Below are 17,367 nucleotides of genomic sequence, written 5' to 3'. Positions count from 1 at the left end.
GCTAAGCGAACAACAAAAAAGCCTTGAACTATTGAAATTCAAGGCTTTATCGGTCTCTATCGGACTTGTTCGGATTAGAATTTGGTGGAGCTGGCGGGAGTTGAACCCGCGTCCGAAATTACTCCATCTTCAGCACTACACGTTTAGTTTGTCTTTCATTTCACCTAAACACGCCGACAAACAGGCTAAATTTAGGCTAGTTTGATTCCATTTAATGCTTCGATCCTCAAACGGCGGCTTCCACACGATCTCGTTTTGGGTGACTTACCGAACTCCCCGTCTTACGAGCGGAAGCTGGGGCGGTAAGGCTTTAAGGCAGGTTATTAAGCTGCTAAAGCGTATTGTTCGTCGTTTGCGACTATTATTTTGCGGTTTGTTTACGAGGCCTACCGCACCTCGACGTGCACCTTGGACTTCGCTAATCCCGTCGAATCCAGAATCAGCCCCAAAATCAGGACAATTCTATGATAAATAACCCTATTTTGCAAAATTTTTTCATTTTTAGACCGCTTGTACAGCCATACTGGCATGAATATCGATTATACCGCCCATAAAAAACGGAGAGCCAAGGCTCTCCGTTTTCGCTTATTTATCTTCTTTTGGTGTGATTACCATTGATAACCTACACCAACAGAACCACCAAAGTCTCCACGGGTATTCGCATTACCTTGTAGTTTCAAGATAACTTTACCGTTGTCGCTTGCTCGTGAGTAACCCACGGCAACTGCACTTTGACCTTTGAAGGTACCTGCTGCGGCGGCTACCATCGATTTACCCGGGATATAAACCTGTGGTAAGCCTGCTGCTGCATTGGCACCGGCGATACCTGCACGGAGGTTTCTGTCTACTTTACCAATGTGGTTATGAACATTGCCTAGACCCGCTTTTAATTGATCTACATTCACTGCATCAGTGCCATCAACACCTGGTGCCACGTTTGTGATACGTGCAGCAGAGCCATCTGCTTTCGCAATTCTCACGTTACCATCTTCGCTTGCACCAATCACAGGGCCAGTAGAACCACCCACTTGAACTGTGTTGAAGGTTGGGGTCATTGAGGTGGCAATTGCAACATTTGCACCGTTACGGGTGATTTCAATGTTGTTACCCGCATTGATATTTACAGTATTACCCGCGCTGACTTTCGTTGCTGTGCTATCGCTATCTTCTGTGACTTTGCCCGTTGAACCTTCAACCGCTGTTGAATTAACATTCCAGCCAATTGAGTTCAAGGTGTTAGCCAAATCGCCTGCAGTCACAAAGTGATTTGCATTATTCGTATCTGGGCTAACCACTGCACCACTATTTACGTTTGAACCGTCTGGGTTAGCAATGTTACCATCGGACACGGTTAATGCTGTTTTGTTCACATTGAAGCTGACATCAATCCCACCATTAGCATTTGTGACAACATTCGCTGTTGTACCCACGCCATTGTTGAAGTTCACCACATCACTTGGGGTAATCAAGGTTGTGTTGCCATCACTTAATGTTGTTTTCCAGCCTGCATTGTTAATGGCATTTGCCACATCACCTACTGTTGCTACGCTGCCGTTTGTGCTATCTGCAAATACTGAACCATCTGCCACTGGTGAAATATCACCACTTTTCACCGCAAAGCTGACATTCACGCCATCCACATTGGCTTTCACGCTAGCGCTATCGTTGAAGCTGACGGTTTGGCTGCCTACGGTCGTTGCATTTGCATTGTCGTTGTTACCTGTCAATTTCCATTGAACGCCTGCAATCGTGCTGTTTAATTGGCTGACATTCACTGCGTCTGTTGCATTTGAACCGGCGCCTACATTCGTGATTCGGTTTCCACCCATATCAACCGTTGAGTTTGGTGCAACAGCGAAGTTATTCACGGTTGTATTACCACCCACATTAAGGTCGCCTGTTACATTCGTGTTCACAAAGGTTACATTATCCGTGGTATGGATTTCAAACGTATCACCTGAACCGCTGATCTTAATGTTTTGACCTGCGTTAATGTTCACAGTATCGCCTGCACTAATGCTTGAATTGTCATTCGCCACATAAGTGGTTTCACCGTTAGTACCCGTTACGTTAGTTGATGCTACCCCCCAGCTTATATTGTTAAGCGTATTAACAATATCGCCAACGGTTGCAATATCCGTTGCATTTGAATTGCTTGCAACTTGCGCCTTACCATTTTCTACCGTGGTTTCTCCGTTACCCACAGTTAATGTCGTGTTAGCGTTACTGATGGTTGTGATGTTATTTAACTCACCCGCAACATTTACAGTATAGGTTGTTAAGCCTTCCGCTGTCGTTGTTGTGGTGATATTTACATTATCACCCTCAGCGACTACAGTTTTCTCTGCGTTCACAATGTAAGTCGTGCCATTTGCATCGCTGGTTGAAGTAACTGTCGTGAAGTTACCCGCTTTCACGTAAGCTTTGCTTGCATTTAGTTGTGCTAAATTCACTGCATCTGTTGCATTTGTACCATTCGCTACATTGCTAACCGTTGCGTTGTTTACGTTAACAGTATTGTTGCCTAAGCTAATGGTTGTGCCTTCGTTGTTGCTGATTGACGTAATGTTCGTTAAGTCACCCTCAACGTGGTAAGCCACATCCGCACCACCGGTGGTTGCATTTGCAGTCACCACCGCTACGGTGTTGTTACCATCTACAAAGTTCACCACTTCGCCCGCAGTAATCTTCTCAACATCTGCACCATTACCGGCTACTGTCCAGCTTACATTGTTAATCGTATTCACAATGTCACCAATCGTCGCAATGTCGGTCGCATTTGAATTCGGGTCTACCGCCGCAGTACCGTTGGTATTGGTGATTGTAGTACCGTTACCTACTGTGATGGTGTTGCCTGCATTGTTCGTGATTGATGTAATGTTGGTTAAATCACCTGCCACATCATAGCTCACGCTGATTGTACCGTTCTCGTCTTGCGTCACGTTCGCAACCGTGTTTGTTCCGTTGCTGTAGTTTACTACATTGCCTGGATTGATTACGGTCGTATTACCATTGCTTAATGTGGTTTGCCAGCCTGAGTTGTTAATCGCATCTGCTACTTGGTCTACGGTCGCTACTGAGCCGTTTGAGCTACTGAAGCTTACTGTTCCATTCGCATTGCTACTTAACTCACCCGCTTTCACATCAAAGCTGATGTTCATGCCATCAACATTCGCTGTAATCGTGTCTGAGTCGTTGAAGCTCACTGTGCCATTACCTACAACAGTTGCGTTCTCTTCGCTGTGGTTACCCGTTACCTTCCAGGTCACGCTTGCAATTGAGCTGTTCAATTGGTTCACGTTCACCGCATCTGTGCCGTTCACACCTTCTGCTACGTTGCTAATCGTTGCATTGTTTACGTTAACAGTATTGTTGCCTAAGCTGATGGTTGTGCCATTGTTGTTGCTGATTGACGTAATGTTCGTTAAGTCACCCTCAACATGGTAAGTCACATCCGCGCCACCTGTGGTTGCATTTGCAGTCACCACCGCTACGGTGTTGTTACCATCTACAAAGTTCACCACTTCACCCGCAGTAATCTTCTCAACGTCTGCACCGTTACCTGCTACTGTCCAGCTTACATTGTTAATCGTATTCACAATGTCACCAATCGTCGCAATGTCGGTCGCATTTGAGTTTGGATCTACCGCCGCTGTGCCGTTGGTATTGGTGATTGTAGTGCCGTTACCCACTGTAATGGTGTTACCTGCATTGTTCGTGATTGATGTAATGTTGGTTAAATCACCTGCGACACTTACATTATAGGTAGTTAAGCCATTTCCATCCGTGCTACTGCTTAATTGAACGTTTGTGCCTGCTTCCACTACTGTGTGGTTTGCATTAACAGTATAGGTCGTTGAACCGTCAGCATTGGTTGTTGTGCTGATCGTGGTATGGTTACCGGCTTCTACCGCGACTTTACTTGCATTTAGCTGTGCTAAATTCACCGCATCTGTTGCATTTGTACCATTCGCTACATTGCTAACCGTTGCATTGTTTACGTTTACGGTGTTGTTGCCTAAGCTAATACTCGTACTGCCATTATTGTTGGTAATTGATGTGATATTGGTTAAGTCTCCCTCAACGCTGTAGCTAATCGTTGTGGTATTACCTTCATTAGTAACATTGACTTGCGTATTAGTGCCATTTGCAAACACAACATTATCGCCCGCTGTAACGGTATCTTTTAAGTTTGCATCTTCAGCTGTTTCTTGGAAAAGATTCCAACCTGCACTATTAATCGTTTCCACTAAAGTCGTTGCATTTACATAACTCGCCCCATCTGTTGGTGCTTCAACTTTACCATTGGTTACTGTCGTTGTGTTTGCTGTATTAACGTCATAACTTACAGAATATGATCCATCAGCATTCTGACTTACATTTGCTGTAGTACCCGTACCATTTACGTAATTAAGCGTGTCTCCTGGGTTAATTTGCGCAGAAGAACCATCACTTAAAGTGGTATTCCAGCCAGAATTATTAATTGCATTTGCTACATCTGTAACAGTGGCTATATTACCGTTTGTGGTATCCGCAACAACTGAACCATTTGCATTATTGTTTAGAGAACCTGTGTTTACATTAATAACCAGGCTACCATTTTCATTCGTACTAATTGTTGTTTCAGTGCCATTTTCAAAAGTTGGAATATCAACACTTAAATCATAATTTGTAGTGCCATTTGCATTGGTGCTAGCACTCACAAGCACTGTTCCATCCGTTGATGTCACACTGGCTTGCGTATTGGTATCAATTGCGTTTACGGTATAAACCACAGAACCATTGGTTAAGGTTGAGGTAGTTACGCTACTGATATTCTCACCCGCTGCCACAATGGATTTCTTCGTAGCTTCTTCCGCCACTAAATACAGTTGCGAACCGTTAATCGCATCCGTTGAATCTGCTGAGACTTGCCCTGCTGCTACATTTTGAATTTGGCGTTCTGCTCCAACTGATCCCACACTCACAACACTAACTGGGGAACTGCCTGCAAAACCACTATAACTAATACCATTTACTGTCGCCGAAGAAGTTGGCACAGCATTAGAAGTGGTTGAATTGTTACCAAGAGCAACAGAACCATCAATACTTGCAGCTGCTGAATCACCCACTGCTACTGCATTGACAGCCGTTGCCGTAGCACTTGTACCTAATGCAACGGAGCTATTAGCTGTTGCGGTTGCATTTGAACCAAATGCATTCGCTTCTGCCGCCGTAGCCTGTGCATTAAAGCCTACCGCATTTGAGCGATAACCACTAGAAATTGCAGAATCACCCGCAGCTAATGCTGACTCCGCTGTTGCATTTGCATCGATCCCAAATGCAGCAGAACGTAAACCACTTGCAGTTGATGAATCACCAACAGCTGTTGAATAATTGCCTGTCGCATTTGCACTTTCCCCAATCGCTACTGCACTCTGTGCAATAGCATTAGCATCATTACCAATTGCAACCGCGCTATCCGCACTTGCTGTTGAACCCGTACCTACCGCTAATGAGCTCACTCCTGAGGCTGTTGTATCAGAACCAAATGCAGAGGCATTTTGGCCAGAGGCTGTTGAGTTATAACCGACAGTGGTTGCCTCTGCAGCGCTAGCCGTTGCCAAGCTACCAATAGCCACTGTGTTATTATTACTTGCTGTTGCTGCATACCCCATCGCTGTTGCAGCATAAGCAGTTGCAACAGTATTAATCCCAGCAGCAAGAGAATTCAATGCCGTTGCGCCAGCGCTCACGCCAACACCACCCAAGTTAGTTGCGCTATCGCCACCACTATTAGAACCGTTATTTACATGGAAATAATTATCTATTTCTACCGCACCTACCGCTAAATCATAAGTATAGGTTAGCGTACCATCTGCATTAGTAGTTGAAGTTGGTGTCACAGTGACGGAGCTATCTGCTGAAGTTACGATGATATTATCAGCATTCACAATATAGTTAGTTGAGCCGTCTGTATTGGTCGTACTGCTAACACTGGTGTGGTTGCCTTTTTGAACAAAGGTTTTACTTGCATTTAATTGGCTTAAATTTACTGCATCACTTGCATTAGTACCATTGGCAAGATTAGAAATCTTGGTATCACCCATATTAATACCTGCATCTTGCGATGAAATATTTGGGTCTATGGTAATGCTGTTAATCTGAAGATCTGGATTTAAGCCATAAGTAACACGGCGATCTGCTGATTGGCTAATCACCAAATTATTCCCCGCATTAAAGATCAATTGATCCCCTGGGGTTACCAAAGTTTGGTAAGAAGCTCCTTCTTGTGTACCACTACCGCCCATAAAATCCGCAGTACCGGTTGAAACTTGGAAACCAGAATTGTTGATTGCTGCTGAAATTTGGCTCGCATTCATTAACTGGTTATTACGACTAGTCGAAACAGATGTCGCACCTGATTGTGAAATAATCAATGGTGTCGTTAGCACATTTACAGCATAGTTGGTTACGCCATCAATAACTGAAGTGGTCACATTGATTGGTGCATTTGCTGCACTTGAAGTATTGTAAGTACGACCATAGCTTACGCTCGTCACGGTATCATTATCCGTAAACGATAAATCATAGTTAGTTGTACCATTACTATTTGTACTTTGGCTAATGGTTACTGAACCATCATCGGAAGAAACGCTGGCTTGAGTGTTAGTGTCAATCGCATTTACGGTATAAACTGTTGCGCCATTTGTTGCTGTGCTAGTTGTTACACTGCTTATATTCGCACCAGCTGCAACAACAGAATGTCTTGCCGCTTCTGCTGCCACTAAATAGAGCTGTGAGCCATTAATAGCATCAGTTGAATTGGCAGAAATATCGCCTGGTGCAACATTTTTAATTTGGCGTTCTTCACCAGCGGCACCAATACTAACATAGTCACCTGCAGCAATATTCGCATTACCCGCGAAACCTGTATAAGTAACCCCATTAACCGTTGCAGTAGTCACATTTGTTGCCGTAGATGCAGCAGAATTATTCCCCAACACGACAGAACCTTCTGTTGCTACACTAATATTCGAGCCTAGTACATAGGTGTTATTACCCATTACATTAGAATATGCACCAAATGCTCCTGCGCTTGTTCCACTAACTGTTGCGCCAGTTCCCACTGCGCTAGCATAGTCGCCCGTTACGCTAGCACTAGCACCTACCGCACTACTACGATTCCCTTCCGTCACAGTTAACCAACCTAATGCAATAGAACGATTCCCCGTGGCGTTAGTACCCGCACCTAAACCAATAGCACGGTTACCTGTGGCATTCGAATTAGTGCCAATCGCGATGGCATTAGACGATGTTGCATTTGAATGTGCACCAATTGCAATAGAAGGAACTAAATCACCCTGCTCATCACCTGTAGCATCTGCAACGAAACCACCTTCTATATCAGCCAAATTTGTTGTATGTGTCGCATTTGCACCAAGACCAATCGCAATAGTTTCACGCCCTGTTGCAGTCGCATGCGCAGCAATGGCTACACTACCCATTTCTATTGCATTTGCATCAGAACCAAAAGCTATCGAATTGATCCCACTTGCTGTAGTAGAACAACCGATTGCAATAGACTGGCTTCCTGTAGCATTGGTATTATGCCCCATAGCAATAACAGAACTACTACCTGCATTAATATTCGTACCAATCCCAACTGAATTGGATACATACATTGCAGAAGCATTTGAACCCAATAATGTATTGCTTTCACCAAAAATATTTAAACTATTACCCACAGCAGTAGAGTTCGGAGACCAATTGTAAATATTATTCTGAGTACCTACGGATGTTGAACGATTACTACCTGTACTTATCTGATTGTTACTTCCTACTGCAGTACCACGATCTGCATTTACAGTATTATAAGCCCCTAACGCTGCACCATTTTCACCATTTGCTCTAGCCACCGTACCAATCGCAACGGATTGCACAGCTGTAGCACAAGAGTAACTCCCTAATGCAGTAGCATAAGTTGCTGTTGCATTAGCTAAACGACCAACCGCCGTACTCTCTTGACCAGATGCTGTCGTTGCATAACCAATTGCAACTTTTCCATAACCACTACCAGTAGTATTTGAATTATCGCCAATAGCTACATCCCCTTGACTCGCTGCTGTTACCGAAGTACCAAGTGCAGTAGCCCCAGCACCTAAAGCTTTAGCAACATAACCAAATGCTGTCGTTCTCGCACCTTGGGTTTCAGAAAGAATACCCACAACAACCGTTGTGGCTTCTGTAGTGGTTAAATTAGTACCCACCAATACATTATTCGCGCGACCACTTAAATCATGACCAATTAAAACTGATTCTCCAGCACTATTGTAGCCCGTTTGGTCATCACTCATTGCCGCAGCACCAGTTAAAGTAAGATTTCTACCAATAGCAACAGCTGGAGACTGAGCAAAACTGTCTGAGCTAATATTATTACCGTAGAGAATTTTATCTGCGCCAGTAGCTGAAATATTATTTCCTACGAGGGCACTCCAAGCAGGAGTAAATTGGCTACCTAAGCTAATGTCTGTACCATAAACTGTAAGATGACCATAGTTTGGTGGAACTGTCCCTGTTACATTCACTCCTTGGATAATATATGCAGGAATACTGCTACCCGTTCCATCAGCAGCCAATACATAATTTGAAGCTGTATCATTGACATGAACGGCTGCACTCACCCCACCAATCATTGTTGCCCCCACGCCAACAGCACTAATTGCCATTAATACGGGATTCGCTAACGATTTAGATTTCGTTTTGCCTTTTACACGTTGAAGCTCGGAAACCGCGACCCAAGTTTGAGTTGCAGCATTCCAAACAACCTTAAATACCTTATTCATAATTTAACCCTTTGGTTTGTAAAATACCTAGCAACAAAAAAAGTGTTGCTAACAACTAGGAAATACTCACCATTTCCCCACAAGGTTATTGTAATTTGCTCAAAAATAATCACTAATCACTTTGCTTTTATTTACTTTATTTACAATCAGCTAACACTTGTTCCTGATTTTTATACAAAAAAATGGCACAAGCGTCTTCGCTGTGCCATTGTGTTTTTAAAGTGTATTAAGCGGAACACTCTCTATCATAACAAGCGGTAGATTTTGCGCATTTTTCTGCAAAATCCACCGCTTGCGCTATGCATTAATTTCTCTGAGTAAATTTTCTACAAATTCTAACCGCTTGCTATTTTCTTCGAGTGGCAATCTAAACTTGAATTTTACTGCCCCTTCAAAGCTATATACCGCAGGTTGTTTCTGAATTAAGGTGATGAATTTCATCGGATCAGGCGTCGCCGTCGGTTTAAATTCTAAGAAACCGCCATTAATGCCAGCCTCCACTTTTTTCAAGCCAAGTTTTTGGGCAATAAATCGCAATTGAGTGATTTGGAATAAGTTTTTGGTTGCCTCTGGTAATAAGCCAAAACGGTCAATCAACTCAATTTTGAGATCTTTCAGTTGGGTTTCATTTTCACTGCTTGCGATGCGTTTATAGAAGGATAAACGCATATTGACATCAGGCAGGTAATCATCAGGGATTAACGCAGGGACACGCAGTTCAATCTCCGCTTGATTTTGGGTGATTTCATCAAGGCTCGGCTCTCGCCCTTCTTGTAAAGCTTTGACGGCACTTTCTAGTAAATCCATATAAAGCGAAAAACCGATAGATTCAATTTGTCCGCTCTGCTCAGAACCGAGTAATTCCCCTGCACCACGAATTTCTAAATCGTGGGTCGCCAACGCAAAACCAGCTCCGAGATTATCAATACTGCTCATCGCTTCTAGCCGTTGTTGGGCGTCTTTGGTGAGCGTTTTCGGATGTGGTGTGAGCATATAGGCGTAGGCTTGGTGATGCGAACGTCCGACTCGTCCACGCAGTTGGTGCAGTTGTGCCAGCCCGAATTTATCCGCTCGTTCAATGATAATGGTATTGGCAGTTGGCACGTCAATCCCTGTTTCAATAATGGTGGAACAGACTAGTAGATTAAAGCGTTGATGATAAAAATCGCTCATCACCCGCTCCAATTCACGCTCACGCATCTGCCCGTGTCCGATCACAATTCTTGCCTCTGGCACAAGTTCTGCCAATTTTTCGGCACAGTTTTCAATGGTTGCCACATCGTTGTGGAGGTAGTAAACCTGCCCGCCACGCAGAATTTCACGCAAAATTGCTTCACGGATTACCATTTCATCACTTTGTCGCACAAAGGTTTTGATTGAAAGTCGGCGAGCCGGCGGGCTAGCGATAATTGAGAGATCTCGCATTCCGTTGAGCGCCATATTCAGCGTTCTTGGAATTGGCGTGGCAGTGAGGGTCAGAATATCGACATTGGCACGCAGTTGTTTGATCTTCTCTTTTTGGCGTACGCCGAAACGGTGTTCTTCATCAATCACTAAAAGCCCAAGATCACGGAACGCCACATCGTCTTGCAACAGTTTGTGCGTGCCGACCAAAATATCCACTTTCCCTTCTGCCACATTTTGCAAAATCGTTTTCTGCTCTTTGGCGGTTTTAAAGCGAGATAGTACTTCCACATTCACAGGGTAATTGGCGAAACGGTCTTTGAAATTCTCATAATGCTGTTGGGCGAGCAAGGTGGTTGGGGCAAGAATGGCCACCTGTTTATGATTCATCACCGCCAAGAAAGTTGCTCGAATTGCCACTTCGGTTTTGCCGAAGCCGACATCGCCACACACCAATCTATCCATCGCTTTGGCTTGGCACATATCGCTAATTACCGCATTGATAGCAATTTTCTGATCGTCCGTTTCCTCGTAAGGGAAAGTGGCACTAAACTGATCAAATTCCGCTTTGTCGTAGGCAAAAGCAAAACCGGTTTGGCTTTCTCGTTTGGCGTAAACATCAAGCAATTCTGCCGCCACATCACGGATTTTTTCCGCCGCTTTCTGGCGGGTTTTCGCCCACGCTTCACTACCTAATTTGTGCAGTGGTGCGGTTTCGTCCGCTCCGCCGATATAACGGCTGATTAAATGGAGCAAGGCAACCGGCACATAGAGTTTGGCATCGTTAGCATAATGTAGCACGAGATATTCGGCTTTCATTCCGCCTGCGTCTAACACAGTTAAACCGCCGTAACGCCCCACGCCGTTTTCCAAATGCACCACCGCCTGCCCGATTTTCAGTTCGGCAAGGTTGCGAATTAGGGTATCGGGATTGACGGTTTTGCGGTTTTTCTCTCGCCGTGTTTGCACCTTTTCGCCGAGAAGATCGGTTTCGCAAATTATTGCTAAATTTTGACCGCTTGTATTTTCAATAACAAAACCCTGATCAAGCGGTGAAATAATGAGGAAAGTTTGCAAATTGTCGTTTAGTACAAGCGTGGACGCTTGCACCATCATTTCATCAATAGATCCGACCTGCTTCGGCTTCACCCCAATCGGGGCAAGCAAATCTAACAGCGTTTCACGTCTCCCTTCGCTTTCTACCGAAAAGAGAATACTGCCCTTAAATTTTTGGCGGAATTGTTGCAATTGGGCGAAAGGTTCTTTTGTACCTGATTGAATGGCAATCTCGGGTAAATTTACGACGTTTGCATTCATTTTCGCTGCGGATTTGCGAATTTTCTCGCTGGTGAGTGTTAAACGTGGGTAGGCTTTAAGCCAACGTTGTACATCATCAATCGCAAACCAGAGATCGCTCGGTGGGAGTAGCGGACGCATTGGATCAACTCGTCTGCTCTCATAGCGATGATGGGTATCTTGTTGAAATTGCTCGGCTTTCTCTTTGATACCCTCATAAGTAATAAAGAGACTATTTTCAGGCAGATAATCAAACAGGCTTGCCATTTCATCAAAAAAGAGCGGTTGCCAGTATTCAATCCCTGCATTTAACACGCCTTTGCTAACCTGCTGATAAATATGCTCGGGTTCTCGGCGGATTTCACCAAAGGTTTCACGGAATTTTGCTCTAAAATGCTCGATACCATTGCTATCAGTCGGGAATTCGTGAGCCGGTAATAGGTTGATTTCACTGATTTCAGCAAGGGTGCGTTGGCTATCCACATCAAAAGTGCGGATAGAATCAATCTCATCATCAAAAAAATCTAAGCGGAATGGCGCGTCTGCCCCCATTGGGTATAAATCCAAAATTGAGCCACGTACTGCGTATTCGCCATATTCCAGCACTTGCTCTACCGCCCGATAGCCAGCATTTTCTAGTTGTAAACGTAGTTTTTGAATGGAAAAACGGTCGCCTTTTTTAATTAAAAAAACGTTATTGCTCAGATAATTGGGCGGACAGACTTTTTGTAATAGGGTTGCCACAGGGAGCAAGATAATTTGCTTCTGACCTTGTTGCAGTTGAAACAGTGCAGAAAGCCGTGCAGAGATAATATCTTGATGAGGCGAAAAATTATCATAAGGCAAGGTTTCCCAATCGGGGAAAAGTTGTACAGGCAGTTGGGCAAATTGCGGTAGAGATTTTTCTAATCGCAATGCTGTGCGAGTATCGGGGGTAACCACGATGGTTAAGCCGTTAAACTCTCGGGCAGCTTGGCTGATAGCAAGAACATCAGCATGCCCGATGAGGTTTCCAAGTGTTTGATGATCTTGAAATTTACCGCCTAGTTGCGGCAGGTTGAATTGAATGAGCGATGACATACAAGCGGTTTAAAATTGATGATTTTTTGCAAAATGGGGGTAGTTTAACATTTTGTGGAAAAATCAGGAAATTCGACCGCTTGTGACAGAAAATGTGCGATCACTCCCCTGCTCTAACCACTCCATTTGTTTGAGCTGATCGTGGGTAACTGCAGTAACGAAAACTTGTGAACCACTTTGGCGTAAGCGGTGAGCGAGTAACTCTCGTTTAACAGGATCAAGTTCTGAAGCAAAATCATCAATCAAAAATAGACATTGACGTGCTTTTTGTGCTACAAGATATTCGCCCTGGGCGAGACGTAAAGCACACATTAGCAATTTAAGCTGCCCACGAGAAAGTACATCTTCTACAGGTAAACCATTCGCACGGAAACGAAAATCTGCTTTTTGCGGGCCAATCATCGTGTAACCAAGATTTTTATCACGCTCAAATCCTTGAGCAAGAATTTCCAGATAATCTGCCCCTTTTTCCCAGCCTTGATGAAAACTCACACTAATTTCCAACTCAGGCAAGAAAAAACGACAAGTCTTTTCAATTTCAGGGCGCAATGCTTCAGCATACATCGCGCGCATCTCGCTCACACTATGGGCGAGTTTTGCTAGCTCTATATCCCAAAATTTCAGTTCTGTATAGTCGCGCACTTGATTAAGCGCAGCATTGCGCTGCTTTAACAGGCGTTTGAGATCAGACCATAGTCGATGAAATTCGGTATATTGATGAAAAAGCCCCCAGTCTAAAAAAGCACGTCGATAAGTTGGTCCACCATTTAGTAGAGTGAGCCCTTCTGGGGTAATCACTTGCATTGGGAGTAAATGAGCAAGATCAGCAATTTTTTTGGCATCTTCGCCGTTAATTTTCAATTTGGTATCACCTTGGCGATTTTTCTGCAAGCCAACCGACCATTCATGCTTGTCTTCTTCAATTTTGCCAAAGAGCGTGAACTCATCATGATCGTAATGAATAATGCGATTGCTAATATGACTTTTAAATGAGCGCCCATGCCCGAGATAGAAAATCCCCTCCAGCAAGCTGGTTTTACCACTTCCATTTGCTCCCACTAAAAAATTAAAGCCATGGCTTAAATCCAGATCCACTGCGGTTAAATTTCGAAAGTTGTTAATGATTAGGCGGGAAAGGGACATACAAGCGGTAAAAAATTAAAGTCAAAATACAAAATGGAGGGTACATGCTAGGAAAAAGCTTTATCCTAAAGTAGAAATTGCATGCCGGACGGGGATAACCCCGCCCTAGCAATGATTATCGCAATAATTAAAGTCGCATTGGCATCACAACATATTCTGCCGTGCTGTTATCACAATCTTCAATCAAGCAACTAGAACCCACATCAACTAAACTCATGCGTACTCGTTGGCATTTCAAGGTATTCAACACATCAAGTAAGTAGCTCACATTAAAGCCCACTTCCATTGGTGTGCTTTGATAAGCCACATCAAGGATTTCTTCCACTTCCTCTTGTTCTGGGTTGTTTGCAGTAATTTTAAGCAGATTATCGCTTAGCGCTAAGCGCACTCCGCGCAAACGCTCGTTTGAAAGAATTGCAGCACGAACCAGTGAGCGTTTTAGGCTTTCCGCATCGGCTTCTAAAATTCGCTCTGGGTTACGCGGGAAGACCCGGCGATAGTCAGGGAAACGGCCATCAATCAATTTTGAGGTAAAAACGATACCGTTCATTGAAACACGTAAATTATTGGTGCCAATTTCTAAACGCACAGCATCTTCCCCCCCGCTAATTAAGCGGGCTAACTCTACCACTGCTTTACGAGGCACAATAACAGAATGCGTTGATAGCTCTTGGCTAAGCGGCATAGTACAAACAGCTAAACGGTGTCCATCCGTTGCAACTGTGCGTAACAAATTACCTTCAGTTTCAAACTTCATACCGTTTAAGAAATAGCGGGCATCATCTTTTGCCATTGAAAATTGTGTTGCATCAATCAGGCGCGCAAGTGTAGATTGATCGATCGTAAAATCAACTTCTGGGCTCCAATCCATTAAATTTGGATATTCGCTAGCCGGTAATGTCGCTAAATTAAATTTGCTTCGATCTGCACGAATTAAGGCACGATCTTCCTCGAACTGGATCGAAATAACACTATCTTCTGGCAAACTACGACAAATATCTAAAAACTTTTTCGCGGGAATGGTAAATTTTTCTGCTTTTTTGACCGCTTCAAACAGCTCCGCCTGCGTAGTTAGCTCAACTTCAAGGTCGGTTGCCGTCAGTGATAGCTGTTTGCCATTCGTTTCTAGCAAAATATTGTTGATTATTGGCAGGGTTGGACGACTGCTCAATACGCCACAAACCTGTTGCAATGGTTTGAGCAACTGTTCTCGGGTAATGGTAAATTGCATAAACAAGTCCTTATGACGATAGTTTGCGGGTTAAATTGGTATAATCTTCTTGAATGCTGCTATCTTCAGCACATAATTCATTGATTGTTTTACAGGCGTGAATTACCGTTGTGTGATCTCGCCCAAATTCTCGCCCAATTTCAGGCAAGCTGTGTGTAGTGAGTTCTTTAGCAAGAGCCATAGCCATTTGTCTTGGTCGCGCCACAGAACGTGAACGACTTTTTGATTTAAGATCAGCTACTTTGATATTGTAATATTCTGCCACTGTTCGCTGAATATTTTCGATCGTGATCAAAGAATCATAGGCCGCAAAACGATCCTTTAATGCTTCTCGCACAAAATCGACCGTAATTGGGCGGCGAGTAAACCCTGAAGTTGCAATAACACTATTTAATGCACCTTCTAATTCACGTACGTTAGTCCGCATTTTCTGCGCAAGGAAAAATGCCGCATCTTCTCGCAATTCTAAAGGGAAACCATAAGTAGCCAAAAATTCTGCTGCTTGGTTTTCAACCTTTTTCATCAAAATTGCCACTCGGGTTTCTAATTCTGGCGGTTCAATCGCGGCACTGATTCCCCAACTTAAGCGAGAACGCATCCGTTCTTCAATATTTTCGATATTTTTCGGGAAAACATCAGAGGCCACAATAATCTGTTTATCCTGCTCTAAAAGAGAATTAAAAGTATGGAAGAATTCTTCTTGTGAACCCTCTTTTTTAGCGAAAAACTGAATGTCGTCCACCATTAATACATCAATTGAACGGTAGAATTTCTTAAAATTCTCCATTTTATTGCTTTGTAATGCACTCACCATCGCACGGGTAAAACTTTCGGCTTGAATATAAAGTACTTTTGCCGATGGGTTCTGTTTCAGAATTTCATTTCCAATTGCATGTAGCAGATGGGTTTTTCCTAAACCCGTGCTTCCATAAAGTGAAAAGGGGTTATAGGTATTTCTTCCTGGATTATTCGCAACTTGCTGGGCAATCGCTTTTGCCAACTGGTTTGAGTTACCCTGTACAAAGTTGTCAAAAGTTAATGTTGAATTAAGATTAGTGCGGATCTGACTTACTTCTGGCTCCTGTGGCGCTCTAGCGCTAACCACTGCTGGCTTTTCTTCAACATCAAAACGATCTTTTACTATCACGCTCAAAGTTGGATCTTGTGAAAGATAACGAGCAAGATCTTGGATCTCTCCAAGAAAAGATTCTTTTACCCAATTAGCCACAATCGGATTCTGAGCATAGAGGATGAGTTCTCCCTTATTCACTGTTGCCTTTAGCGGACGTAGGCAAGCACTATAATCTGATGGTGATACTTTTGACTGCAAATGACTTAAACAATCAGACCAAAGGGAAGACACAATCTACTCCAAAATTATAGAAAAAAAGGGTTGTTAATAATACCTGAAAAAGTATGGAAAAGCTTGTGAATTTTTTGTGGATCTTTATCCAATGATCGCTTCACCAACAACAAAAAACCCCCGACAAGCGGGGGTTTTTCTTCTTTATTTTGCCGATTAAGCTTGAGCTTTCTCAACAACACGAACTAAAGTATGTGATTTAGTTTTAGAGAGTGGACGACACTCTTTGATTTCAACTACATCGCCTAATTTAGCTTCGTTGTTTTCATCGTGTACGTGAAGTTTAGTAGTACGACGGATAAACTTACCATAGATTGGGTGTTTAACTGTACGTTCGATAGCAACTACAAATGATTTATCCATTTTGTCGCTAACCACTTTACCTTGTACTGTACGAATTTTATCAGTCATTATTCACCCGCCTTTTCGGTTAATACAGTTTTCACTTGTGCAATGCTACGACGCACTTGTTTTAACTGATGGGTTTGTTGAAGCTGACCGGTGGCTGCTTGCATACGCAATTTGAATTGCTCACCTAAAAGGTTCACTAACTCAGCATTCAGCTCTTCAACAGATTTATTACGTAGTTCTTGAGCTTTCATTACATCACCGTCTTAGTTACAAATGTGGTTTTGAACGGAAGTTTAGCTGCTGCTAATGCAAATGCATTACGTGCAACTTCTTCAGATACACCATCCATTTCATATAATACTTTACCCGGTTGGATTAAGGCTACCCAGTACTCAACGTTACCTTTACCTTTACCCATACGGACTTCTAATGGTTTTTCAGTAATTGGTTTGTCTGGGAACACACGGATCCAGATTTTACCTTGACGTTTTACCGCACGAGTCATCGCACGACGTGCTGCTTCGATTTGACGAGCAGTTAAACGACCACGACCAATCGCTTTTAAACCGAATGTACCGAAGCTCACTTCAGTACCGCCCGCGATACCACGGTTACGGCCTTTGTGTACTTTACGGAATTTTGTACGTTTTGGTTGTAACATTCAGTGATTCTCC

Annotated in this window: 8 protein-coding genes and 1 other RNA gene; all 9 read right to left on the bottom strand. The window is 43.5% G+C overall.

Annotation, left to right across the window (positions count from 1 at the left end; translation table 11 throughout):
* Positions 1-82: 82 nt before the first annotated feature.
* Positions 83-447: a transfer-messenger RNA gene (gene ssrA / locus F542_RS10850) on the bottom strand.
* Positions 448-608: 161 nt separating this feature from the next.
* Positions 609-8,825, bottom strand: coding sequence for a YadA-like family protein (locus F542_RS00850; RefSeq protein ID WP_025266700.1), 8,217 nt, complete (start codon positions 8,823-8,825; stop codon positions 609-611).
* Positions 8,826-9,122: 297 nt separating this feature from the next.
* On the bottom strand, positions 9,123-12,605 hold the full coding sequence (gene mfd, locus F542_RS00845) for a transcription-repair coupling factor (RefSeq protein WP_025266699.1): 3,483 nt from the start codon (positions 12,603-12,605) through the stop codon (positions 9,123-9,125).
* 63 nt (positions 12,606-12,668) lie between these two features.
* The gene (gene recF / locus F542_RS00840; protein WP_025266698.1) at positions 12,669-13,748 is read right to left on the bottom strand and encodes a DNA replication/repair protein RecF; all 1,080 of its coding nucleotides are present in this window, start codon (positions 13,746-13,748) and stop codon (positions 12,669-12,671) included.
* A 127-nt stretch (positions 13,749-13,875) separates the two neighbouring features.
* Positions 13,876-14,979, bottom strand: coding sequence for a DNA polymerase III subunit beta (dnaN, locus tag F542_RS00835; protein ID WP_015433494.1), 1,104 nt, complete (start codon positions 14,977-14,979; stop codon positions 13,876-13,878).
* A 10-nt stretch (positions 14,980-14,989) separates the two neighbouring features.
* Positions 14,990-16,342: a chromosomal replication initiator protein DnaA gene (dnaA, locus tag F542_RS00830; protein WP_025266697.1), complete on the bottom strand. Its 1,353-nt coding sequence runs from the start codon at positions 16,340-16,342 to the stop codon at positions 14,990-14,992.
* 156 nt (positions 16,343-16,498) lie between these two features.
* Complete coding sequence (rpsQ, locus tag F542_RS00825) at positions 16,499-16,753, bottom strand: 30S ribosomal protein S17 (RefSeq protein ID WP_015433496.1); 255 nt, start codon at positions 16,751-16,753, stop codon at positions 16,499-16,501.
* Complete coding sequence (gene rpmC, locus F542_RS00820) at positions 16,753-16,944, bottom strand: 50S ribosomal protein L29 (protein ID WP_015433497.1); 192 nt, start codon at positions 16,942-16,944, stop codon at positions 16,753-16,755. The genes rpsQ and rpmC overlap by 1 nt, the downstream gene beginning before the upstream one ends.
* Positions 16,944-17,354 carry a 50S ribosomal protein L16 gene (rplP, locus tag F542_RS00815; protein ID WP_015433498.1) on the bottom strand — a complete coding sequence of 137 codons (411 nt, stop codon included), beginning with the start codon at positions 17,352-17,354 and terminating at the stop codon, positions 16,944-16,946. The genes rpmC and rplP overlap by 1 nt, the downstream gene beginning before the upstream one ends.
* Positions 17,355-17,367: the final 13 nt, after the last annotated feature.

Origin of the sequence: Bibersteinia trehalosi USDA-ARS-USMARC-188 (assembly GCF_000521725.1) — a bacterium.
Classification (GTDB): Bacteria; Pseudomonadota; Gammaproteobacteria; order Enterobacterales; family Pasteurellaceae; genus Bibersteinia; species Bibersteinia trehalosi.
Note: the sequence above shows the minus strand (reverse complement) of the source record. Positions and strands in the feature narration are given on the sequence as shown.